Here is a 22,860-nt window from a genome sequence, read left to right as displayed (position 1 = left end):
CTGGCGCGCAACCCAGCCTACAGGGCCGCCACCGGCTCGGTCGTTGCGCGCATGCGCGGGTGCATGACCGCGAACCAGAGCGGAGGCATGGTCGCCAGCAGCAGGCAACCCGAATAGCCCGTGGGCAACTGCGCGCCCGGCAAGGGCTCGAGCTCCGGGAACGGCTTCCAGGGCGTGCATGTGGTGGTCCGAATGGCGCTGCAGGTTGGCCAGCAGGCTGTTGCTGAGGACATGATCGGTGTTCCACGCGTGCGCCACGCCGAAGGGCTCGGGCCGGCCGTCGGGCCCGATGGCGCGCTGCAAGCCGTAGTGCTCGATGTAGTTGACGGTCTCCAGCAGCCAGACCGCGAAAGCCGATTGCACGAGCCAGAACACCAGCGCGTGCCACTGGCCGGCCACCGCCAGCAGCAGCAAGCCGCCCACGTAGACGGCGCTCGCCCACAGCAAGGGACTGCGCATCCACCCGCGACCGAACTGCGCGAGGCGCTGCGCCTCCAGCTGCCACGCGCTCCGGGTGCTCCCCAGCACCGTCCGCGGCAAGAAGCGCCACAGGCTCTCGCCGGGACGCGCCGAGGCGGGATCGCTCCAGGTCGCCGCCCGCACGTGGTGTCCGCGGTAGTGCTCCACCATGAACTGCGGATAGCCGACCGACGTCATCAGCACCCACGCCAGTGCCCGGTCGGCCCGCCGCCGGCCGTGCCCCAGCTCGTGGGCGAAAGTGATGCCTTGCGCGCCGGTGATGAAGCCCACCGCATACCCCAGGCCCGCCACCGCCAGCCAGCCGACGCGGGCTGCGGCCCAGGCGCCGGCCGCCAGCAGCAGCAACTGCAGGGGCACGTGCAGCCGCAGCAGCCAAGGCAGCCAGGGCTGGCGCGCCGCCGCCGGCGAGCGGGCCAGCGCCGGCCAGGCCGCCTCCAGCGAGGCGACCAGCATGTAGACCACGAAGGTGCCGACAGCCGCATGACGCGGGTCGTGCAGCGCTGCGTTCAGCGTAAGGGCGAGCAGCGCCAGCGGCGCCAGGAAGCGCAGGTCGCTCGCACGCAGGTCGACGGCAGCCATGGAGCTATTGGAAAGCCGGGCCAGTCCCGCGTCAATTCGGGGTGGCTGCCGGCCCGGGGATAATCCGGGGATGAACCCCTTGTTGTCCCGCCTGCAGCCCTACCCCTTCGCGCGGCTGCGGGAACTGTTCGAAGGCGTCCAGCCCAACCCCGCCTACCGGCCCATCAGCCTGGGCATCGGCGAGCCCAAGCACCCCACGCCCCAGTTCATCAAGGACGCCCTGGTGGCGGCCCTGGACCAGCCCGGCCACGACCTGACCGGCTACCCGCCCACGGCCGGCACGCCGGAACTGCGCGCTGCCTGCGCCGGCTGGCTGCAACGCCGCTACGGCTTCCCGGTGGACGCGGCCACGCAGGTGCTGCCCGTCAACGGCTCGCGCGAGGCGCTGTTCTCCTTTGCCCAGACGGTGATCGACCCGACCCGGCCGGCGGTGGTGGTCTGCCCGAATCCGTTCTACCAGATCTACGAAGGCGCGGCCCTGCTGGCCGGCGCCGAGCCGTACTACGCGCCCAGCGACCCGAAGCGCAATTTCGCGGTGGACTGGGACAGCGTGCCGGAGGCCACCTGGGCGAAGACGCAGCTGATCTTCGTGTGCTCTCCCGGCAACCCCACGGGCGCCGTCATGCCGCTGTCCGAGTGGGAAAAGCTGTTTGCCCTGCAGGACAAGTACGGCTTCATCATCGCCTCCGACGAGTGCTACAGCGAGATCTACTTCCGCGACGAGCCGCCGCTGGGCGGCCTGGAAGCGGCGGCCAAGCTGGGTCGCACCGATTTCCGCAAGCTGGTGGCCTTCACCAGCCTGTCCAAGCGCAGCAACGTGCCGGGCATGCGCAGCGGCTTCGTGGCCGGTGACGCGAACATCCTGAAACAGTTCCTGCTCTATCGCACCTACCACGGCAGCGCGATGAGCCCGATCGTGCAGCAGGCCAGCATCGCCGCCTGGAACGACGAGGCTCACGTCGTGGACAACCGCGAGCAGTACCGGCGCAAGTTCGCGCAGGTCGAGCCCCTGCTGGCGGAAGTGCTGAACGTCAAGCTGCCCGACGCCAGCTTCTATCTGTGGGCCGGGGTGCGTGGAAGCGACACCGATTTCGCCCGCGAGCTCCTGGCTCAATACAATGTGACCGTGCTGCCGGGCAGCTACCTGGCCCGCGAGGCGGGCGGCTTCAACCCCGGCGCCGGGCGCGTGCGCATGGCCCTGGTGGCGGATACCGCCGAATGCCTGGAAGCCGCGCAGCGCATCGTCCAATTCGTCAAGAAGAACTCCCCATGACCCAACAGCTCCAGCAAATCATCGACACCGCGTGGGACAACCGCGCCACCATCTCCGCCACCTCCGCTTCGAAGGAAGTGCGCGACGCGGTGGAGCACGTGATCGCCGAGCTGAACACGGGCAAGCTGCGCGTGGCCACCCGCGAAGGCGTGGGCAAGTGGACGGTGCACCAGTGGGTGAAGAAGGCGGTGCTGCTGTCCTTCCGCCTGTACGACAACGTCGTCATGAAGGCCGGCGACCTGGCCTTCTTCGACAAGGTGCAGACCAAGTTCGCGCACCTGACTCCCGAGGAAATGGCCGCCACCGGCGTGCGCGTGGTGCCCCCGGCCGTGGCCCGCCGCGGCAGCTTCATCGCCAAGGGCGCGATCCTGATGCCCTCCTACGTGAACATCGGCGCCTACGTCGACGAAGGCACCATGGTCGACACCTGGGCCACCGTCGGTTCCTGCGCGCAGGTCGGCAAGAACGTGCACCTCTCCGGCGGCGTGGGCCTCGGCGGCGTGCTGGAGCCGCTGCAGGCCAACCCGACCATCATCGAGGACAACTGCTTCATCGGCGCCCGCTCCGAGGTGGTGGAAGGCGTGATCGTCGAGGAGAACTCGGTGATCTCCATGGGCGTGTACATCGGCCAGAGCACCAAGATCTACGACCGCGAAACGGGCGAGATCCACTACGGCCGCGTCCCGGCCGGCTCGGTGGTGGTCAGCGGCAACCTGCCCTCCAAGGACGGCAGCCACAGCCTGTATTGCGCCGTGATCGTGAAGAAGGTCACGGCTGCGACGCGCGCCAAGGTCAGCCTCAACGATCTTCTGCGAGACTGAGGCCCGCAAGGGGAAGGAGTGTCCATGGGGACGATGGAGCGGATCCTGCGTCTGATGTCCGAGAAGAAGGCATCCGACGTGTACCTGTCGGCCAACGCGCCGGCGATGATCAAGATCAACGGCCAGGCCGTGCCGATCAACAACCAGTTGTTGCCGGCCGACGCGCCGCGCGCGCTGCTGGCCGAGGTGCTGCCCGCGCACCGCATGGACGAACTGGACCAGACCGGTGAACTGAACATGGCCCACGCCGTGGAAGGCGCCGGCAATTTCCGCTTCTCCGCCATGCGCCAGCGCGGCAGCATCGCCGCCGTCATCCGCTACATCGCCACCGAGATCCCGCCGCTGGGCTCGCTCTCCGTGCCCATGATCCTCGGCGAGCTGATCATGGAAAAGCGCGGCCTGCTGCTGATGGTGGGCTCCACCGGCGCCGGCAAGTCCACCACGCTGGCGGCGATGATGGACCACCGCAACGAGAACACGACCGGCCACATCCTCACCATCGAGGACCCGGTGGAGTTCATCTTCAGGAACAAGAAGTGCGTGGTGAACCAGCGCGAGGTGGGCAGCGACACGCAGTCGCTGCAGACCGCGCTGAAGAACGCGCTGCGGCAGGCGCCGGACGTCATCCTGATCGGCGAAATCCGCGACCGCGAGACCATGTCCGCGGCCATCGCGTACGCGCAGTCGGGCCACCTGTGCCTGGCGACCATGCACGCCAACAACAGCTACCAGGCGCTGAACCGGGTGCTGTCCTTCTACCCCGTCGAAGTGCGGCCCACGATGCTGGGCGACCTGGCGGCGGCGCTGAAGGCCATCGTGTCGCAGCGCCTGCTGCGCACCGTCAACGGCGGCCGCGCGCCGGCGGTGGAGGTGATGCTCAACACCAAGCTGGTGTCCGAGCTGATCGAGAAGGGCGACTTCTCCGGCGTGAAGGAGGCGATGGAAAAGTCCATGGCCGAAGGCTCGCAGACCTTCGAGCAGGACATCGCGCGCCTCATCCTCGACGGCACGGTGGACAAGAAGGAAGGCCTGGCCTACGCCGACTCGCCCACCAACCTGCAATGGCGCCTGCAGAACCAGGCGACGGCCGCAACGGCCATGGGCAACGACGGCGACACCGACATCGACCTCGACGACGAGCCGTCGTTCACCGAGATCACTCTCGACGTCAAGCATTGAGGATGCGCCCGTAAACTACGGGCAATGTCCAACACGCTCTACCTGACCGAGCAGCTGATCGCCCAGCGCTCGGTCACGCCCGACGACGGGCAATGCCAGCCCATCCTCGCCGCCCGGCTGCAGCCGCTGGGTTTCGCCTGCGAAACCATCACGAGCGGCCCCGACACCTTCCGCGTGACCAACCTCTGGGCCAAGCGGCCCGGCCGCAGCGGCCGCACGCTGGTGTTTGCCGGCCACACGGACGTCGTGCCCACCGGCCCGCTGGAGCAGTGGACGAGCGACCCCTTCGTGCCCAGCCACCGCAACGGCAATCTCTACGGGCGCGGCGCGGCGGACATGAAGACTTCCATCGCCGCCTTTGCCGTGGCGGTCGAGGAGTTCCTCGCCACCCACCAGGACCCACGGCTCGGCATCGCCTTCCTGATCACGAGCGACGAGGAGGGTCCCAGCATCGACGGCACCGTGGTGGTCTGCGAAAAACTCCAGCAGCGCGGCGAGAAGCTGGACTTCTGCATCGTCGGCGAGCCGACCTCGGTGGAGAAGCTGGGCGACATGATCAAGAACGGCCGCCGTGGCAGCCTCACCGGCAAGCTCACCGTCAAGGGCATCCAGGGCCACATCGCCTACCCGCAGCTGGCCCGCAACCCGATCCACCAGGCCTTGCCGGCGCTGGACGAATTGGCGAAGACCGAATGGGACCGCGGCAACGAGTTCTTCCCGCCCACCAGCTTCCAGGTGAGCAACATCCACGGCGGCACCGGCGCGGGCAACATCATCCCGGGCTCGGTGGTGATCGACTTCAACTTCCGCTTCGCCAGCGTCAGCACCGCGGACGACCTGCAGAAGCGCGTCCACGCCGTCCTGGACCGGCATGGCCTCGACTACCAGCTGGCCTGGGTCGTCGGCGGCCAGCCTTTCCTGACGACGCCGGGTGAACTGGTCGGCGCCGTCCAGAAGGCGATCCGCGCGACGACGGGCGTGGAGACCGAGCTCTCCACCACCGGCGGCACCAGCGACGGCCGCTTCATCTCGCGCATCTGCCCGCAGGTGATCGAGTTCGGGCCGATCAACGCCAGCATCCACAAGATCGACGAGCACGTGCGGGTGGCGGACCTGGATCCGCTGAAGGACATCTACCGCCGCGTGCTCGAAAACCTGGAAGCCCTATGAAGCTGATCGCGCTCGTCGAACAGCTGGCCGGCGAGCTGGAAACGGCCGGCGTGAGCTTCGGCCACGGCACCACCAACGCCTCCGACGAAGCGGTGTGGCTGGTGCTGTGGCACCTGGGCCTGCCGCTGGACGAACTGGATGCCCATGCCGAGCGCGTGCTGCTGCCGCACGAAGAGGCTGCGGCGCGCGAGCTGCTGCAGCAGCGCATCGCCACCCGCAAGCCCGCGGCCTACCTCACGCGCGAGGCCTGGCTGCAGGGCGTGCCCTTCTACGTGGATGAACGGGCCATCGTGCCGCGCAGCTTCATCGCGGAGCTGCTGGCCCACGGCACCATCGACGCCTGGCTGAGCGAACGCACGGAGAAGGTGCTGGACCTGTGCACCGGCAACGGCAGCCTCGCCGTGCTGGCCGCCATGGCCTACCCGGACGTGCAGGTCGACGCCGCCGACATCTCGGACGACGCGCTGGCGGTGGCCGGCATCAACGTGGAGAAGCACGGACTGCAGCAGCGCATCCAGCTGCTGCAATCGGACGGCCTCACCGCCCTGCCCGGCCCCTACGACCTGATTCTCTGCAACCCGCCGTACGTCAACGCAACGAGCATGGCGGCGCTGCCGGCGGAGTACCGCGCGGAACCGGAGCTGGCGCTGCATGGCGGCAGCGACGGCATGGACTTCATCCGCGCCCTGCTGCGCGACGCGCCTTCCCGCATGAGCCCGCATGCCGTGCTGGTACTGGAGATCGGCAACGAGCGCGAAAACTTCGAGCAGGCGTTCCCGCGCCTGGAAGCGGTGTGGCTGGAGACCAGCGCCGGCGACGATCAGGTGCTGCTGCTCACGAGGGAAGCGATCGGGGCCCTCAGCGCGTCGTAGCCGCCCAGCACCGCGAGGCCGAAGAAGAAGCAGCGGCGGAAGACCGCCAGCGGCAGGCGCTGGCGCACCCATTGGCCAAGAGCCATGCCGGCCAGTGCGGGCAGCAGCATCACGACCGAAGTGCCGGCCGCGGCCGCCGGATAGCGGCCCTGCAGCAGCAGCACCGCGCCCAGCGCCAAGGTCGAAGTCGTGAAGCAGATGCCCATGGCCTGCACCAGGTCGTCGCGCTCCAGGCGCAGGCCTTGCAGGTAGATGACGGCGGGCAGCACGAAGACGCCGGTCCAGGCGGTGATGGCGCCGGTCACGACGCCGCACAGCGGGCCCAGCCAGGCTTCGTGGCGCAGGGGGACTTCGACGGGACGTCCCAGCAGGCCCCAGGCCGCATAGGCCACCAGCGCGACGCCCAGGGCCTCGGCCGCGATCTCGCTGGCCAGCCCGTCGAAAGCCCAGGCCCCGGCCAACGTGCCTACGACGATGCCCACCTGCAAGCCGCCCAGCCTGCGCAGCGTGCGGCCCAGGCTGCTCCAGGGCCGCATCTGCAGCACGTTGGTCACGAGCGAAGGCACGACCAGCAAGGCCGCCGCGGCGGCCGGCGGCATCCACAGGGCCAGCAGCGCCATCGAGAGCGTCGGCAAGCCGAGGCCGATGACACCCTTGACGACACCGGCCAGCACGAACACTGCGGCCGCCGCGACTTCGATTTCCATCTGCATGCGGCGAGTCTCGCGCCGGCAGGCGGCGCCGCCAATGCGGAAGTCGCACACCCGGCCTCAGGCACTGCCTGAGCCCCGCCGTGCTAACTTGCGTCCATGCGCTTCGACCTCACCGACCTGCGCCTGTTCGCCAACATCGTGGAGGCCGGCAGCATCACCGGCGGCGCCGCGCGCACGCACATGACCCTGGCCTCCGCCAGCCAGCGCGTGCTGGCGATGGAGGATGCGCTGGGCGCGCCGCTGCTGGATCGCTCGCCGCAAGGCGTCCGGCCCACCGACGCCGGCCACACGCTGGTGCACCACGCGCGCCTGGTGCTGGAGCAGATGGAGCGCCTGCGCGGTGAACTGGGCGAGTACGGCGCAGGCCTCAGCGGCCACGTGCGCCTGCTGTGCAACACCACCGCCATGGCGGAACACCTGCCGGGGCCGCTGGCGCGCTTCCTGGCGGCCTACCCGCGGGTGACCCTGGACGTGGAGGAGCGCAGCAGCGAAGACATCGTCGCCGCCCTGCGCGCCGGCCGCTGCGACCTGGGCGTGGTCACCGACGTGGCCGACGTCGCAGGCCTCGAAAGTTTCCCCTTCCGGCCCGATCCGCTGGTGCTGGCCGTGCCCGCCGGCCATGCGCTGGCGCGCCGCAAGCGCATCGCCTTGGCCGAGGCTGCCGGCGATGCCTTCGTCGGCCTGGCCGCAGGCAACCCGCTGCAGGACCACGTGGCGGCCAAGGCGGGCCGGCGGCTGGCGCTGCGGGTGCGCGTCGGCAGCTTCGAGGCCGTCTGCCGCATGGTGGAGCAAGGCGTGGGCGTCGGCGTCGTGCCCGCCGCGGTGGCGCAAAGGCAAACGGGCCGGGGCGCGCCGCGCTTCATTGCGATCGCCGAACCCTGGGCCGAACGCCAGCTGCTGCTGTGCGCGCGCAGCCTCTCCGCCCTGCCCTTGAACGCCCGCCGCCTCGCCCAATCCCTCCTTGCCGATCCGGCGGCTCCAGACCTGCGAAAATCCCCGTAATGACCCGCGACCTTTCCACCCGCATCCTCCACGCCGACCGCGCGGCCGGCATCGAGCACGGTGCCACCCACAAGCCCCTGCACATCGCCACCGGCTATGGCTACGAACGCGCCGAAGACCTGGTCTCCGTCTTCCAGGGCGACAAGAGCGGCTACGTCTACGGCCGCCAGGGCAACCCCACCACCGCCGCGCTGGAGGCCAAGGTCACGCTGATGGAAGAAGCCGTCGGCACGGTCAGCTTCGCCAGCGGCATGGCCGCCATCATTTCCACCATGGTGGCGCTGTTGAAGAAGGGCGACCACGTCGTGGCCAGCCGTTTCCTGTTCGGCAACACGGCCAGCTGGTTCAACACGCTGAGCCAGATGGGCTGCGAGGTGACCCTGGTCGACGCGACCGAGGCGAAGAACGTCGAAGCGGCGCTGCGCCCCGAGACCCGCATGGTGTTCGTCGAGACCATCGCCAATCCGCGCACGCAAGTGGCTGACTTGGCCGGCATCGGCAAGGTCTGCCAGGCGCGCGGCATCGTCTACATCGTCGACAACACGCTGACCACGCCGCAATTGTTCCGTCCCAAGAGCGTCGGTGCGTCCCTCGTGATCCACTCGCTGTCCAAGGGCATCTGCGGCCACGGCAACGCGCTGGGCGGCTCGGTGTCCGACACCGGCCTGTTCGACTGGGACCAGTACGTCAACCTGTACCCTAACTACCGCAAGGGACCGCCCACGGCCTGGGGCCTGCTGCAGATCCGCAAGAAGGGCCTGCGCGACCTGGGCGGCACGCTGTCGTCCGAACACGGCCACCGCATCGCCGCCGGCGCCGAGACGCTGGGCCTGCGCATGGAGCGCACCAACGCCAACGCGCTCGCCCTGGCGCGCTTCCTGGAGCAGCAGCCGCTGGTCCGCAAGGTGCACTACCCGGGCCTCGCCAGCCACGCGCAGCATGCGCGGGCCAGCGAGCTGTTCAGCGGCTTCGGCGGCCTGCTCAGCTTCGAGACCGTGGATGGCGTGAGCCCCGTGGCGCTGTTGAATGAACTGCAGCTGGTCATCAAGTCCAGCCACCTGGGCGACAACCGCACGCTGGCCCTGCCCGCGGCGCTGACCATCTTCTGGGAGATGGGCCAGGAGATGCGGCAAAGCATGGACATCGCGGAGTCGCTGGTCCGCGTGTCGCTGGGCATCGAAGCCACGCAGGACCTGCTGGACGATTTTGCGCAAGCCTTGGCCAAGCTGAACAAGTGATCACGCTGCGCAACGTCACCTTGCGCCGTGGCGCCAAGGTGCTGCTGGACGGCGTCTCGGTCACGATCAACCCCGGCGAGAAGGTGGGCCTGGTCGGCCGCAACGGCGCCGGCAAGTCGACCCTGTTCGCCCTGCTGACCGGGCAACTGCACGAGGACAGCGGCGACTTCGCCATGCCCTCGCAATGGCGCATCGCGCAGGTCGCGCAGAACATGCCGGAGACCGAGGAGTCGGCCACCGGCTTCGTGCTGGCCGGCGACACGCGCCTGGTGGAACTGCACGAGCAGCTTGCCGCCGCAGAGGCCAGTGGCGACGGCATCGCCATCGCCCACGCGCACTCCGACCTGGCCGACGCCGGGTCGCACGACGCCGCACCGCGCGCGCAGTCGCTGATCCTGGGCCTGGGTTTCAAGCCGGACGAACTGGAGCGGCCCGTCAACAGCTTCTCCGGCGGCTGGCGCATGCGCCTGCAGCTGGCCCGCGCGCTGATGGCGCCTTCGGACCTGCTGCTGCTGGACGAACCCACCAACCACCTGGACCTGGACGCCCTGGTCTGGCTGGAAGGCTGGCTGCAACGCTACACCGGCACGCTGGTGGTGATCAGCCACGACCGCGAGTTCCTCGATGCGGTGACCAACGTGACGATCCACATTGCAAACCAGCAGCTCACGCGCTACGGCGGCAACTACAGCGCCTTCGAGCTGCTGCGCGCGCAGCAGCTGGAGCTGCAGCAGTCCGCCTACGCGAAGCAGCAGGACAAGATCGCGCACCTGCAGAAGTTCATCGACCGCTTCAAGGCCAAGGCGACCAAGGCCAAGCAGGCGCAGAGCCGCGTGAAGGCGCTGGAACGCATGGAGAAGATCGCGCCGGTGCTCGCCGACGCGGAATTCACCTTCGAGTTCAAGGAGCCGCAGAACCTGCCGAACCCGATGCTGGCGATCCAGGATGCGGCTTTCGGCTACGGCGACAAGGTGATCCTGCGCGACGTGAGCCGCTCCGTGCTGGCCGGCCAGCGCATCGGCATCCTGGGCGCCAACGGCCAGGGCAAGTCGACCTTGGTGAAGACCATCGCGCGCACCATGCCGCCGCTGGCGGGCCGCGTGACCGAAGGCAAGGGCCTGGCGATCGGCTACTTCGCGCAGCAGGAACTGGACGTGCTGCGCCCGCAGGACACGCCGCTGGAGCACATGGTGCGCCTGGCGCGCGAGCTGGCGGCCGCCACCGGCCAGTCGGACCGCGAGCAGGACCTGCGCAACTACCTGGGCCAGTTCCTCTTCACCGGCGACATGGTGTCGCAGGCCGTGGGCTCCATGAGCGGCGGCGAGAAGGCGCGGCTGGTGCTGGCGATGATCGTCTGGCAGCGCCCCAACCTGCTGCTGCTGGACGAACCGACCAACCACCTGGACCTGGCCACGCGCGAGGCGCTCTCGATGGCGCTCAACGAGTTCGAAGGCACTGTGATGCTGGTCAGCCACGACCGCGCGCTGCTGCGCGCCGTGTGCGACGAGTTCTGGCTCGTCGGCCGCGGCGGCGTGGCGCCCTTCGACGGCGACCTCGACGACTACCAGCGCTACCTGCTGGAAGAGTCGCGCCGACTGCGCGAGCAGGTGGCCGCACAAAGTGGGCCGGCCACGAACGAGCCGCGCGTCAACCCGCAGGAACAGCGCAAGCTGCTGGCGCAGCAGCGCCAGGCCTTGCAGGCGCGCCTGAAGCCGCTGAAGAAGGAGCTGCAGCAGGCCGAGCTGCGCATGGCCACGCTGGAGCCGGAAAAGGTGGCGCTGGAAGCGCGCCTGGCCACGCCCTTGCCGCCGGCGGAGATCGCCGACGCGGGCCGGCGGCTGAAAGCCATCGGCGACGAGCTCGAGACGCTGGAGGAGCGCTGGCTGGAGTTGAGCGGCGAGATCGAGGCGGCGGAGGCTGCCGGGGGCGCCTGAGGCAGCCGCGCCTAGAACTCGGTCATCGCACCCGCGGTGCGGCGCACCAACGGCTTCATCAGGTAGGCCAGCAGGGTCCGCTCGCCGGTCTTGATCATCACTTCCGCGGTCATGCCGGGCTGCAAGCGGCGCTTGCCCAGCTCCTTCCACCCGGCCGGCGTGATCTCTACCCGGGCCAGGAAGTGCGCCGGTCGGTCACCTTGCTGCTCGATCCGGTCCGCCGACACCGACAGCACGCGGCCATCGACCGCCAGGAAAGGCAGGTCGGGAAAGCCGGTGAAGCGCACGTCAGCCGCCAGGCCGCCATGCACGTGGTCCACCACGTCGGGCGGCACCATGGCCTCGATGAGGAGCCCTTCATGGACCGGCACGATGTCCATGATCCTGGAGCCTTCGGGTACCACGGCTCCGGGGGCCTGGATGGCCAGTCCGACCACGGTGCCATCGGTCGGCGAGACGATGCGGGTGCGGCGCAGCTCCGCGCGGGCGCCAGTCAGGCGCTCGCTTACGCCGCCCAGCTCCTTGCGGACGTCTGCGGCCGAGGCATCGACGTCGCGCGCGAATTCGCGCTGGCGCTGCGCGATGCGCAGGGTGAGCTCGGTGATGTTGGCCCGGCTGCGGTCGATGTTGGCCACCAGCTCGTTCACCTGCGCGCCCACCTCCACGGCGGTCCGTTCTTCCTCCAGCAGCTTGTTCTTCGACACGAATCCGGCCGCCGCCAGTTCGCGCGTGGACTTCAGCTGCTGGTCGATCAGTTCCTGCTGCGTGCGCCGGCCTTGCAGCTGCGCCGAATAGGCCTTCTCCTGCTCGCGGGCCGACTGCACCGACTGTTCCAGCACCTGGATGTCGGCGGCCAGCGCGGCGCGGCGGGTGGCGAACAGCTTGCGCTCGCGGGCAATGTATTCGCGCGCCGGCTCGCTGTGCTCCCCGGACAGCAGCTCTGGCGGGAAGTTGATGTCGCCGGCGCGCACGCTCTCGGCAGCCAGCCGGCTCTCGGTCGCCTTGAGCGCGAGGTACTGCGACAGCGAGGCCAGGTAGCTGGCCCCGACCTGCGAGTCGTCCAGCTGCACCAGGGTCTCGCCCGCCCGCACGGCCTGGCCTTCCCGCACGAAGACTTTCGAGATGACCGCGGTCACCGGGTGCTGGATCGGCTTGCGCTTGGATTCGGTCTGCACCACGCCCGGCGCCTGCACGCCTTCGTCCAGCGGGGCCACGGCGGCCCAGACGCCGAACACGCCGAAAGACGCCAGGATCACGCCGGCGCCGAAGCGGATCAGGCGGCGGCTGTCGTAACGCAAGGGCTCGTTCATGCGACAGCCTCCCTGGCAACCGGACGCGGGCCCAAGGCCTGCTTCAGCACCGTGGCGGTTGGCCCGTACACAGCGAGCCGGCCCTCCTTCAGCACCACGATGCCGTCCGTGCCGGCCAGCAGCGAGCGGCTGTGGGTGATGACCACGACGGTCGCTCCCCAGCCCTTCATCTCGGCCAGCGCTCCCTTCAGCGCGAGCTCGCCCTCCTCGTCCAGGTTCGAGTTGGGCTCGTCCAGCACGATGAACTTCGGCCGGCCATACAACGCGCGAGCCAGCGCGAGGCGCTGGCGCTGGCCGCCGGACAGGCGCAGCCCGTCCTGCCCCACCGGGCTCTCGTAACCCTGTGGCAGCCGCAGGATGAGATCATGGATGCCGGCCGCCCTGGCCGCGGCCACCACTTCGTCCGCGTCCTGTTCGCCGAAGCGCGCGATGTTTTCGGCGACGGTGCCTTCCAGCAGTTCGATGCTTTGTGGCAGGTAGCCGACCGCCGGGCCCAGCTGCGCCGCGTCCCAGTCGGAGATGGCGGCCCCATCGAGGCGGACCGTGCCGCTGGCCGGCACCCAGACGCCGGTCAGCGCGCGCGCCAGGCAGCTCTTGCCCGACCCGGACGGGCCGACCACCGCCACGGCCATTCCCGCCTTGATCCGGAAATCGACGTTCGCCAGAACCGGCCCGGCAGCGCCCGGCGGAACGAGCGTGAGCTGCTCGATGGCCACCTCGCCTTCCAACGCCGGCAGGCGCAGCCGCTCGCGCTGCGGCGGGTTCTGGTGCAGCAGCCTGTCGAGGCGGAACCAGGCCGAGCGCGCCGCCACGAACTGCCGCCACGAGGCGATGCCCTGGTCCAGCGGGGCGAGCGCGCGGGTGGTCAGGACCGACGAGGCGATCATGATGCCGGGCGAGGCCTGCCCCTTGACGACCAGGTAGGCGCCGACCGCCAAGGTGGCAGTCTGCTGCAGCAAGCGGATCAACCGGCTGGCCGATGCGATCACACCGACGCGCCGCGCGCCATCGGCCTGCAGGTCCACCAGCTCGCGTTGCCGCGCCAGCCAGCGCTCCCGCAGCGGCCCCAGCATGCCCATCGCGAGGACCGCCTCGTGGTTGCGCCCGCTGCCGAAGGCGGCCAGCTGGTTCGCCGCCTGCAGCGCATTGCCTTGCTCCTGCGACTTCCTGCCCATGCGGTGGCTGGCCCAGGCCAGTGCCAGCAGCAGCAGCGCCCCGACCACGGCCACGCCCGCGAGCGCCGGGTGCATCACCCACATGACCACCAGGAACACCGGCGTCCAGGGCGCGTCGAACAAGGCGAAGGGCGCGGTGCCGGTCAGGAACTGGCGCAAGGCGGCCGCGTCGGCAAAGGCGGAATCCGCAGCGGCGCCCTTGTCGCGGGCACGCTGTCGCACGTAGGCCTCGAACAGCCGGGGGGCGAGGTCCTGGTCCAGCGCTGCGCCCGCATTCGCCAGCAACTGCGCCCGTACCCACTCGATCAGTGCCAGTACCCCGTACAGGCAGACCACCAGCAGGCTGAGCATCACCAGCGTATCGACGTTGCGCGACGTGAGCACGCGGTCGTACACCTGCATCATGTAGAGGGACGGAACCAGCATCAGCAGGTTCACGAAGAAGCTGAAGCCGGCGGCCGCGACGAACACCGACCGGCTCCGCTCCAGGAATGAACTGATTTCCCTTGTCTGCCCCAACTCCAAGCCTTCCTTGCCGCGTTCGCGGCTTTCAGGAAAAGGGCCGCCCGCGGGGGCGGCCCCTTCGATCACACGCCGTACGTTCCGTCGACCTGCAGCCAGACGTGGTCCTGGCCCGCGATCTGCCAGGCCGGGTCGGCAACCTGCGTAACGGCCTGGACATGCGCGGAATCCGCGCTCAGCCACACGGCATTTTCGCCAGTGGACGCATTGCGCCACAGGATGTCCGAGCTGCCATCGCCGTTGTAGTCGCCGGTGCCGGCCACGTTCCAGTTCAGGTCCTGGCTGGCCACGTTCTGGCCCTGCGCTGCGTCGCCGCTGCGCCAGATGGCGTTTTCACCGCTGCTGTCGTTGCGCCACAGCACGTCGTCCACGCCATCGCCGTTGAAGTCGCCGATGCCGGAAACATGCCAGTGCGTGTCGCTGACGGACGCCACGTACTGCCCCTGGCTGGACTGGCCGTTGCGCCACACCACGTTCTCGCCGGTCGCCGAGTTGCGCCAGAAGATGTCGTCGGCGTGGTCGCCGTTGAAGTCGCCGATGCCGGCCACCTGCCAGTTCGCGTCGCCGACGGTGTCCAGCACCTGGCCCTGGCTGGAGTCGCCGCCGCGCCAGATGACGTCCTGGCCAGTGGCGGCGTTGCGCCAGAGGATGTCCGCGGCGTGGTCGCCGTTGAAGTCGCCCACGCCGGCCATCTTCCAGTCCGGGCCGGGCACGGTGTCCACGTGCAGCGTCGCGCCGATGTCTCCGCCCTTCCAGACGGCGTTGTCGCCGGTGGAGGCGTTGCGCCACAGGATGTCCGCCTTGCCATCCGCGTCGAAGTCGGCCACGGCCACGGCTTTCCAGTCCTCGTCCGGCATGCCGGCGATGGCCTGCGTGGCGTCCGAGTTCGCCCCGCCCCAGGCCGCGTTCGCGCCGTTCGCGGCATGGCGCCACAGCACGTCCGACGTGCCATCGCCGTTCAGGTCGAAGTCCGCCGGGCCGCGCGGCATCACGCCGGTCTGCCCCGACAGCTGCCACTCGCTGCCCAGGCTTACGAGCGCGGCCGCGTGCGCGCTGTCGGCGCCGCTCCACAGGTAGTTTTCGCCGTTGGCCGCCTTGTGCCACACGATGTCGGCCCGGCCGTCGCCGTCGTAGTCGCCCACGGCACCGACCGTCCACTCGCCGCCCGCGGACGAGACGTGCAGCTGGTTGTCGGCGCTGCCGCCGCTCCAGATGGTGTTCTCGCCGGTCAGGACGTTGCGCCACAGCAGGTCGGCCTTGCCGTCGCCGTCGAAGTCGCCGATGCCGGCCAGCTTCCCGGCCGATTCAGCGATGCTCGCCAGCGTCTGGCCCTGCGCACTGTCGCCGCCGCGCCAGACCACGTTGTCGCCGCTCTGGCCATTGCGCCAGAGGATGTCGTCGACGCCGTCGCCGTTGAAGTCTGCGACCCCGGCGATCGTCCAGTGCGGGTCATCGACGCCCTGCAGCGCCTGGCCCTGGGCCGAGTCGCCGCTGCGCCAGAGCACGTTCTGGCCGGTCGAATCGTTGCGCCAGAGGATGTCCGCGCTGTGGTCGCCGTTGAAGTCGCCGATGCCGGCGATGGTCCAGGCGGAGTCCGCCACGGTGTCGACATGCAGCGTGGCCGTGCTGCTGCCGGCGCTCCAGATGACGCCGGCGCCGGTGGATGCATTGCGCCAGAGGATGTCCGATTTGCCGTCGGCGTTGAAGTCGGCCAGCGCGACGATCTTCCACGGGCCTTCCAGGGCGCCGAGCTCCTGCGCGCCGGCGGTGCTCGCGCCTGGCCAGGCAGTGCTGGCACCGCTGGCAGCGTTGTGCCAGACCAGGTCGGAAGCGCCGTCGCCGTTCAGGTCGAGGTCCGCCGGCGGACGCGGCGTCGTGCCGGCCTGCGCCGGCAGTTGCCATTGCTCGCCGGCCTGGCCGCCGAGGGCCACCGCGTTTGCACTTTCGCCGCCGCTCCACATCACGTTGGCGCCGGTGGCCGCATTGCGCCACACGATGTCCGCCTTGGCGTCGCCGTCGTAGTCGCCGACCGCGCCGACGCTCCACTGCCGGTCCAGCGTGCCGAGGGCGTGCTGCGCATCGGCGTTGCCGGCGCTCCAGACGACGTTCTGGCCGGTCGCGGCATTGCGCCACAGCAGGTCGGACTTGCCGTCGCCGTCGAAGTCGCCGATGCCGGCCAACTGCCCGGCCGATTCGGCGCTGCTGGCCAGCGTCACTTGCTGGGCGGAGTCCCCGCTGTTCCAGACGACGTTGCTGCCCGTGGCCGCGTTGCGCCAGAGGATGTCGTCGGCGCCATCGCCGTTGAAGTCACCGACGCCCGCCACGCGCCAGCTCTGGTCCTGCAGGCCCAGGACCTGGCCCTGCGCGGAATCGCCGCTGCGCCACAGCACGTCCTGGCCGGCGGCCGCGTTGCGCCAGAGGATGTCGTCGGCGCCGTCGCCGTTGAAGTCGCCGATACCGGCGACCTTCCAGCTGCTGCCCGCGACGTCGTCGATGGCCAGTTGCTTGCTGCTGTCGCCGCCGCTCCACGCGAGGTTCTCGCCCGTGCCCGCGTGGCGCCAGAGCACGTCGGCGCGGCCGTCGCCGTCGAAGTCGCCGATGCCGGCCACTTCCCACTGCGCGTCCGCCATGCTGGCGACCGGCTGCACCTGCCCGCCGTTGGCCGCGCTCCAGACCGCATCGCTGCCGCTGCCGGCGTTGCGCCACAACAGGTCGGACTTGCCGTCGCCGTCGAAGTCGGCCGCCGGGCTGGCCAGCGTCACCACGCCATCCGCGAAGCCCAGGCGCTCGATGTTCGTCAGGACATCGATGCCATCGGCACCGGTGACCGTGTAGCTGCTGCCAGCGCGGGCAATGGTGTAGTCGGCGCGATGGCCGGCGTACACCGCCGTGTCGAGGCCGGCGCCACCGTCGATCGTGTCGTCGCCCGCGCCGCCTTCGAGGCGGTTGTCCGCGTCACTGCCCGTGATGTGATCGCCGTACGCGGAGCCGCGCACGTCCTCGATGTTCAGCAGCGTGTCCGTCCCGCCGGTTCCATCGGTCGCAGTGCCCGCGGCCAGGTTCACCGTCACGCCCGCGGTCTCGAAGTTGTAGTCCACGCGGTCGATGCCGCCGCGGCCGTCGATGTAGTCGTCGCCGCCGCGGCCTTCGAAGGCTTCGAAGGGCGCGTCGCTGCCGACCAGGGTGTCGTTCCAGATGGTGCCGCGCGCCGCCTCGATGCTGACCAGCGTGTCGACGCCGCCCAGGCCGTCGTAGGCGATGCCAGCGGCCAGGTCGACCGACACGCCGCTGGTGCTGGTGTCGAACTGCACGCGGTCGAAGCCGCGGCCGCCGTCGATGTAGTCGTTGCCGGCGCCGCCCACGAAGATCTCGATCGCGTCGTTGGCCGCGTTGCCGCCCACCAGCGTGTCGTCGAAGGTGGTCCCGCGCAGGCCCTCGATGTTGTACAGCGTGTCGGTGCCGCCCCAGCCGTCCGTGACGATGCCGGTGGCCAGGTTGCCGTTGATGCCCGCCGGGCTGCCGTCGTAGCGCACGATGTCGATGCCGCCGCGGCCGTCGATGGTGTCGTTGCCGCCCCGGCCTTCGAACTGCTCCGTGATCGCCGAGTCGGAGCCGTACAGGTGGTCGTCGAACCCGCTGCCGGTGGCGTGGTTGATGTTGATCAGCGTGTCGTTGCCCTGGCCGGTGGCGGTGCCCGCCGCCAGGTCCACCGTCACCGCGTTCGCCGCATTGGCGTAGGTGACGCGGTTGGAGTTGCTGTACGTGAGCGGGTCGATCGCGCCGCCGTCGATGGTGTCGTTGCCGGCGCCGCCCTCGAACTGCTCGAACAGGTTCAGCGTGCTGCTGCCGGTGAGCACGTCGTCGAAGTTGGAGCCGGTGACGAAGTTGATGTTGGACAGGTGGTCGGTGCCGCCCGCGCCGTCGTTCGCGATGCCGGTCGCCAGGTTCACGTTCACGGCGCCGGTGGAACCCTGGTAGGTGACCGAGTTCAGGTCCGTGTAGTTGACGCGGTCGGTGATCGCGCCGCCGTCCATCGTGTCGTTGCCCAGGCCGAACAGGAAGGTGTCGCGGCCGGCGCCGCCCTGCAGCAGGTCGTTGCCGCCGCGGCCATCCAGCAGGTTCGCTCCGGCGTCGCCGGTGATCACGTCGTCGAAGTCCGTGCCGTTCACGTTCTCGACGCCGGTCACCGTGTCGTTGCCGTGCGACCCGGTCACCAGGCCGGTCGCCAGGTTCACGTTGACGCCGCTCGTCACCGGCTCGTTGCCGTAGTCCAGCGTGTCGGTGCCGGCGCCGCCGTCGATGCTGTCGTCGCCCAGCCCGCCGTGCAGAAAGTCGTTGCCGCCGCCGCCGGCCAGGGTGTCGTTGCCGGCGCCGCCGTTCAGCCCGTTGTTGCCGCCATCGCCAGTGATCCGGTCCGCGAACTCGGAACCGAACACGTTCTCGATGTTCAGCAGGGTGTCGTTGCCCTGGCCGGTGGCGGTGCCGGTGGCCAGGTTGACGACCACGCCCTGGGTCGCGTCGAAGTAGGTCGCGTTGTCGCTGCCGGCGCCGCCGTCCAGCGTGTCGTTGCCGGCGCCACCATGCAGGTTGTCGTTGCCGCCGCCACCGCTGATGTTGTCGTCGCCGGCACCCCCATCGAGGTAGTTCGCACCGCCGTCGCCCACCAGCGTGTCGTTGCCGGCGGAGCCCAGAATGTTCTCGATGCCGGTCAGCGTGTCGTTGCCGAAGGCGCCCGAGGCCCGGCCGGTGGCCAGGTTGACGTTGACGCCGCCGGTGATGTCGCTGGGCCAGCCGTAGTCGGCGAAGTCGTTGCTGCCCGCGCCGCCGTCCAGGACGTCGTCGCCCAGGCCGCCGTTGAGGAAGTCGTCGCCGCCGTTGCCCTGCAGCGTGTCGTTGCCGGCATCGCCGTACAGGCTGTTGCCCTGGCCGTCGCCGATCAGGGTGTCGTTGAAGCTGCTGCCCGAAACGTTCTCGATGCCCACCAGCAGGTCGTTGCCACCACCACCGGTGGCCGTGCCCGTGTTCAGGTTGACCGTCACGGCGGCGCTGGCGTCGCCGTAGCCCGCCGTGTCGATGCCGGTGCCGCCATCCAGGGTGTCGTCGCCCTGGTTGCCCATCATGAAGTCGTCGCCGGCGCCGCCCGAGACCTGGTCGTTGCCGTCGCCGCCGAACAGCTGGTCGTTGCCGCCGTTGCCGCTGATGGTGTCGTTGCCCTGGTTGCCGTTGAGGTTGTCGCTGCCCTCGGTGCCCTGCAGGTTCATGCCCGGCACGTAGTTCAGGTTGCCGTGGGCATCGTTGAAGACGCGGAAATCGCCGGCGGCGTAGTTGCCGGTCAGGTTGATGACCAGGTCGGCGCCCGCCTTGCCATCCGCGCCGACGAACACCTGCGTCGTGTTGGTGGCGGCGTTGTAGGCGCCGATGGCCACCTGGCCGGCCGTGAGGCCGGTGCCGTCGCCGGCCGTCACGCTGGTCATCGGCAGCCAGCGGAAGTGCAGGTTCTCGCCCGCTTGCAGGTCGGTGATGCGGTCGGTGCCCAGCGCGCCGACGGACTGCATGTCGAACGCGAAGGTGTCGTTGCCGCCACCGCCGGTCAGCGTGTCGTTGCCGCCCCAGCCTTCCAGGAAGTCGCGTTCGCTGCCGCCGATGAAGGTGTCGTTGCCGGAGCCGCCGAAGACCTGCAGTTCCTCGATGTTCAGCAGCAGGTCGGTGCCGCCGCGGCCGTCCTGCTGCGAGCCGCTCGCCAGCGTCGACGTGAACGTGACGTCATCGGTGCGGTCGCTGAAGAAGTACTGGACCAGGTCGTTGCCGCTGCCGCCGTCGAGGGTGTCGTTGCCGTCGCTGCCGTCGAGGACGTCGTCGCCCTCGTTGCCTTGCAGCAAGTCGTCGCCGCCGCCGCCCACCAGGGTGTCGTTGCCGAAGCCGCCGCTGACGGTGTCGTTGCCGCCCAGGGCGTCGATGGAGTCGTTGCCGCTGCCACCCTGCAGGTTGTCGGGACCCTCGGTCGGCCCCGTGGGCACGCCGGCGTAGTAGGTGACGGAGCTGCCCCAGTTGGGATCGGCGTACACGTGGAAGCTGGCCGCGTCGAAGCTGCCCACCAGGTCGATCGCGATGTCGGCGCCGGCCACGCTGTCGGTGCCGATGTAGACGCGGGTGACGCCGTCCTGCGTGTGGCCCACCATGAACTGGCCCAGGCCCACGACGCTGGGGTCGTCGCCGGACAGCACGGTGGTGGACAGCTGGATGTTGCTGAAGTTCAGCGCGTCTTCGCTGTTGAAATCGGTGATGCGGTCGATGCCGTTCGCCTGCGCCGGGTCCCAGGCGAAGCTGTCGTTGCCGCCGCCGCCGGTCAGCGTGTCGTTGCCGCCGTTGCCCTGGAGGTAGTTGCGCAGGTTGTCGCCGATGAGGGTGTCGCCGGCGGAGCCACCGAAGACATGCTGCTCCTCGATGTTCGCCAGGGTGTCGACGCCGCCGAAAGGGTCGACCTGGATGCCGCTGGCGCCGGTCGCCTGGAAGTAGACCGGTCCCGCCGACGACGAGAAGTTGTACGACACCACGTCGTTGCCGGCGCCGCCGTCGATGGTGTCGCTGCCGCCGTCGTAGTCGCCGCCCGCGACGATGTAGTCGTCACCGGCGCCGCCCAGGATGGAATCGTTGCCGGGGCCGCCGATCAACTGGTCGTTGCCGCTGCCGCCGTCCAGGATGTCGTTGCCGCCGTTGCCCTGCAGCGTGTCGTTGCCGCCGTTGCCCACCAGCAGGTCATTCGCGTCGCCACCAGAGAGGAAGTTGGGCGAATCGTCGCCGAACAGGTTCTGGCTGACGACGTAGCGCAGCATGCCGCCCCAGGACTCGTTGTCGATCACGAAGTCGCCGGCGTGGAAAGTGCCCTGCAGGTCCACGGCCAGGTCGGCGCCGCCGACGCTGTCGGTGCCGAAGTAGACCCGCGTGACGCCGCCGGCGGTCGTCCCCACCAACGCCTGGCCGGCCAGCAGGCCGCTGGCGTCGTCGCCGTCGGCCACGCTCACGAGATTGAAGCCGCTGCCGTTCGGCAGGTTCAGCAGGATGGAGTCGCCCGCGGAAAAGCCGCTGATCGTGTCGATGCCGTTGTCCTGCCCCACCGTGTAGGCGAAGGAGTCGCCGCCGCCGCCGCCGTTCAGCTGGTCGTTGCCGCCGCCGCCGGAGATGTAGTTGCGGCCGCTGTCGCCCCAGATGCTGTCGTTGAAGGCGGTACCGAAGATGTGGATTTCCTCGATGTCGACCAGCGTGTCGGTGAAGCCGTAGACGTCCATCTGCTGGTGCGTCCCGACGCCCGCACCGGTGGAGAAGAACATGGCGCCGCTGCTGCCGTTCGACTGCAGCGTGTAGTTGACGACGTCGTAGCCCGCGCCGCCGTCGATGTAGTCGTTCCCCGCCTCGCCGGCGCCGGCGAAGATGTAGTCGTTGCCGGTGCCGCCGAGGATGGTGTCGTCGCCGTTGCCGCCGCTGAGGTTGTTGTCGTCGCCGCCCTGGCCGTCGATGTAGTCGTTGCCGTCGTTGCCCTGCAGCGTATCGGCGCCGTCGCCGCCGTACAGCGTGTCGTTGCCGAGGTAGCCGTCCAGGCGGTTGCCGCCCGCATCGCCCGTCAGCACGTCGTTGCCGGCACCGCCGCGCAGGCCCTCGATGTTGACCAGCGTATCGGCGCCGTCGGAGCCGCTCGAAGTGTGGGTCGCCAGGCTGACGACCATGTCGCCCGTGGCCTCGCGATAGTCGGCCATGTCGAAGCCGCCGCCCCCGTCGATGGAGTCGTCGCCCAGCATGCCGCGAATCCAGTTGTTGCCGGCGTCGCCGATCAACGTGTCGTTGCCACCGCCGCCGCGAATGGCCTCGAAGTTGGAGAACACGTCGTTGCCGGCCGCGCCGCTGGCCGTGCCGTTCGCCAGGCTGACGGTCACCGCGCCAGTGGTGCCGCGGTAGTCGATCCAGTCGAAGCCCGCGCCGCCATCCAGCGAGTCGTTGCCGGCGCCGCCGCGCAGGAAGTTGTCGGCCGCGCTGCCGATCAGCGTGTCGTCGCCCGAGCCGCCCACCGCGGCTTCGATGCCGACGAGGGTGTCGTTCCCTTCGCCGGTGGCCAGGCCGGTGGCGAGGTTGATGTTCAGCGCCGCGGTGGCGTTGGCAAAGATGGCCCAGTCGAAGTCGCCGTTCGCGTTGGCCCCGCCGTCAAGGACGTCGTCGCCGGCCCCGCCCCACAGCGTGTCCTGGCCGTTGCCGCCGGACAGGCTGTCGTTGCCGCCGTTGCCGACCAGCGAGTCGTTGCCGTCCATGCCCTGCAGGTTGTTGGCGCCGTCGTTGCCCGTGAGCGTGTCGTTGAAGGCCGAGCCGCGCGCCCACTCGATGTTCAGCAGCGTGTCGGTGCCGCCCTGGCCGTCGTTGGCCGTGCCGGCCATCAGGTCGACGCTGCCGCCGGTGGTGGCGCCGTCCATGCGGTACTGGTCGATGCCGCCGCGCCCGTCGATGGTGTCGTTGCCGCCGCGCCCGTCGAAGCCTTCGACGTAGGCCGTCGTGTCGCTGCCGTACAGGTGGTCGGCGAAGTTCGAGCCGCGCACCTGGCTGATGTTG

Annotated in this window: 14 protein-coding genes and 1 pseudogene; 9 read left to right on the top strand and 6 right to left on the bottom strand. The window is 69.7% G+C overall.

Annotation, left to right across the window (positions count from 1 at the left end; translation table 11 throughout):
• Positions 1 to 17 precede the first annotated feature (17 nt).
• Both HHL11_RS33800 and HHL11_RS34965 read right to left on the bottom strand, forming a co-directional pair.
• Positions 18 to 233 (bottom strand): hypothetical protein, encoded by a 216-nt coding sequence (locus tag HHL11_RS33800; protein WP_169423037.1) that lies wholly within the window; start codon positions 231 to 233, stop codon positions 18 to 20.
• Positions 232 to 750, bottom strand: a pseudogene (locus tag HHL11_RS34965) (fatty acid desaturase); the annotation flags it as partial. The gene HHL11_RS33800 and the pseudogene HHL11_RS34965, both read right to left, overlap by 2 nt.
• Here HHL11_RS34965 and HHL11_RS34570 point away from each other — a divergent pair.
• The 6 genes from HHL11_RS34570 (at position 740) to prmB (ending at position 6,374) form a co-directional block, all read left to right on the top strand.
• Positions 740 to 937 carry a hypothetical protein gene (locus HHL11_RS34570; RefSeq protein WP_240980549.1) on the top strand — a complete coding sequence of 66 codons (198 nt, stop codon included), beginning with the start codon at positions 740 to 742 and terminating at the stop codon, positions 935 to 937. The pseudogene HHL11_RS34965 and the gene HHL11_RS34570 overlap by 11 nt on opposite strands.
• Before the next feature lie 192 nt (positions 938 to 1,129).
• Complete coding sequence (gene dapC, locus HHL11_RS33790; RefSeq protein ID WP_169423036.1) at positions 1,130 to 2,332, top strand: succinyldiaminopimelate transaminase; 1,203 nt, start codon at positions 1,130 to 1,132, stop codon at positions 2,330 to 2,332.
• On the top strand, positions 2,329 to 3,153 hold the full coding sequence (gene dapD, locus HHL11_RS33785) for a 2,3,4,5-tetrahydropyridine-2,6-dicarboxylate N-succinyltransferase (RefSeq protein ID WP_169423035.1): 825 nt from the start codon (positions 2,329 to 2,331) through the stop codon (positions 3,151 to 3,153). The genes dapC and dapD overlap by 4 nt, the downstream gene beginning before the upstream one ends.
• Before the next feature lie 24 nt (positions 3,154 to 3,177).
• Positions 3,178 to 4,332, top strand: a complete 1,155-nt coding sequence (locus tag HHL11_RS33780) for a PilT/PilU family type 4a pilus ATPase (RefSeq protein ID WP_169423034.1) — start codon at positions 3,178 to 3,180, stop codon at positions 4,330 to 4,332.
• Between the two features lie 24 nt (positions 4,333 to 4,356).
• Positions 4,357 to 5,502: a succinyl-diaminopimelate desuccinylase gene (gene dapE, locus HHL11_RS33775; protein WP_169423033.1), complete on the top strand. Its 1,146-nt coding sequence runs from the start codon at positions 4,357 to 4,359 to the stop codon at positions 5,500 to 5,502.
• Positions 5,499 to 6,374 (top strand): 50S ribosomal protein L3 N(5)-glutamine methyltransferase, encoded by an 876-nt coding sequence (gene prmB / locus HHL11_RS33770; RefSeq protein WP_169423032.1) that lies wholly within the window; start codon positions 5,499 to 5,501, stop codon positions 6,372 to 6,374. The genes dapE and prmB overlap by 4 nt, the downstream gene beginning before the upstream one ends.
• Here the strand turns inward: prmB and HHL11_RS33765 are convergent.
• Positions 6,323 to 7,087, bottom strand: a complete 765-nt coding sequence (locus HHL11_RS33765) for a sulfite exporter TauE/SafE family protein (RefSeq protein WP_169423031.1) — start codon at positions 7,085 to 7,087, stop codon at positions 6,323 to 6,325. The two genes, prmB and HHL11_RS33765, sit on opposite strands and share 52 nt — an antisense overlap.
• 96 nt (positions 7,088 to 7,183) lie before the next feature.
• On the opposite strand from HHL11_RS33765, the gene HHL11_RS33760 reads away from it, so the two are divergent.
• From HHL11_RS33760 to HHL11_RS33750, 3 genes are read left to right on the top strand one after another with little or no spacing between them, the layout of a single operon-like run.
• Positions 7,184 to 8,089 (top strand): LysR family transcriptional regulator, encoded by a 906-nt coding sequence (locus HHL11_RS33760; RefSeq protein ID WP_169423030.1) that lies wholly within the window; start codon positions 7,184 to 7,186, stop codon positions 8,087 to 8,089.
• The gene (locus HHL11_RS33755) at positions 8,089 to 9,327 is read left to right on the top strand and encodes a cystathionine gamma-synthase family protein (RefSeq protein WP_169423029.1); all 1,239 of its coding nucleotides are present in this window, start codon (positions 8,089 to 8,091) and stop codon (positions 9,325 to 9,327) included. Before HHL11_RS33760 ends, HHL11_RS33755 begins: the two co-directional genes overlap by 1 nt.
• Complete coding sequence (locus HHL11_RS33750) at positions 9,324 to 11,261, top strand: ATP-binding cassette domain-containing protein (protein ID WP_169423028.1); 1,938 nt, start codon at positions 9,324 to 9,326, stop codon at positions 11,259 to 11,261. The genes HHL11_RS33755 and HHL11_RS33750 overlap by 4 nt, the downstream gene beginning before the upstream one ends.
• 11 nt (positions 11,262 to 11,272) lie before the next feature.
• On the opposite strand, the gene HHL11_RS33745 is transcribed toward HHL11_RS33750, so the two are convergent.
• Genes HHL11_RS33745 through HHL11_RS33735 form a run of 3 tightly spaced genes read right to left on the bottom strand, consistent with a single transcriptional unit; the run spans position 11,273 to position 22,847 of the window.
• On the bottom strand, positions 11,273 to 12,571 hold the full coding sequence (locus HHL11_RS33745) for an HlyD family type I secretion periplasmic adaptor subunit (protein ID WP_169423027.1): 1,299 nt from the start codon (positions 12,569 to 12,571) through the stop codon (positions 11,273 to 11,275).
• The gene (locus tag HHL11_RS33740; protein WP_342593322.1) at positions 12,568 to 14,337 is read right to left on the bottom strand and encodes a type I secretion system permease/ATPase; all 1,770 of its coding nucleotides are present in this window, start codon (positions 14,335 to 14,337) and stop codon (positions 12,568 to 12,570) included. The genes HHL11_RS33745 and HHL11_RS33740 overlap by 4 nt, the downstream gene beginning before the upstream one ends.
• Positions 14,334 to 22,847 carry an FG-GAP-like repeat-containing protein gene (locus HHL11_RS33735; protein WP_205964827.1) on the bottom strand — a complete coding sequence of 2,838 codons (8,514 nt, stop codon included), beginning with the start codon at positions 22,845 to 22,847 and terminating at the stop codon, positions 14,334 to 14,336. The genes HHL11_RS33740 and HHL11_RS33735 overlap by 4 nt, the downstream gene beginning before the upstream one ends.
• Positions 22,848 to 22,860 lie beyond the last annotated feature (13 nt).

Origin of the sequence: Ramlibacter agri (genome assembly GCF_012927085.1) — a bacterium.
Taxonomy (GTDB): Bacteria; Pseudomonadota; Gammaproteobacteria; order Burkholderiales; family Burkholderiaceae_C; genus Ramlibacter; species Ramlibacter agri.
This window is presented reverse-complemented; position numbering and strand designations above follow the sequence as displayed.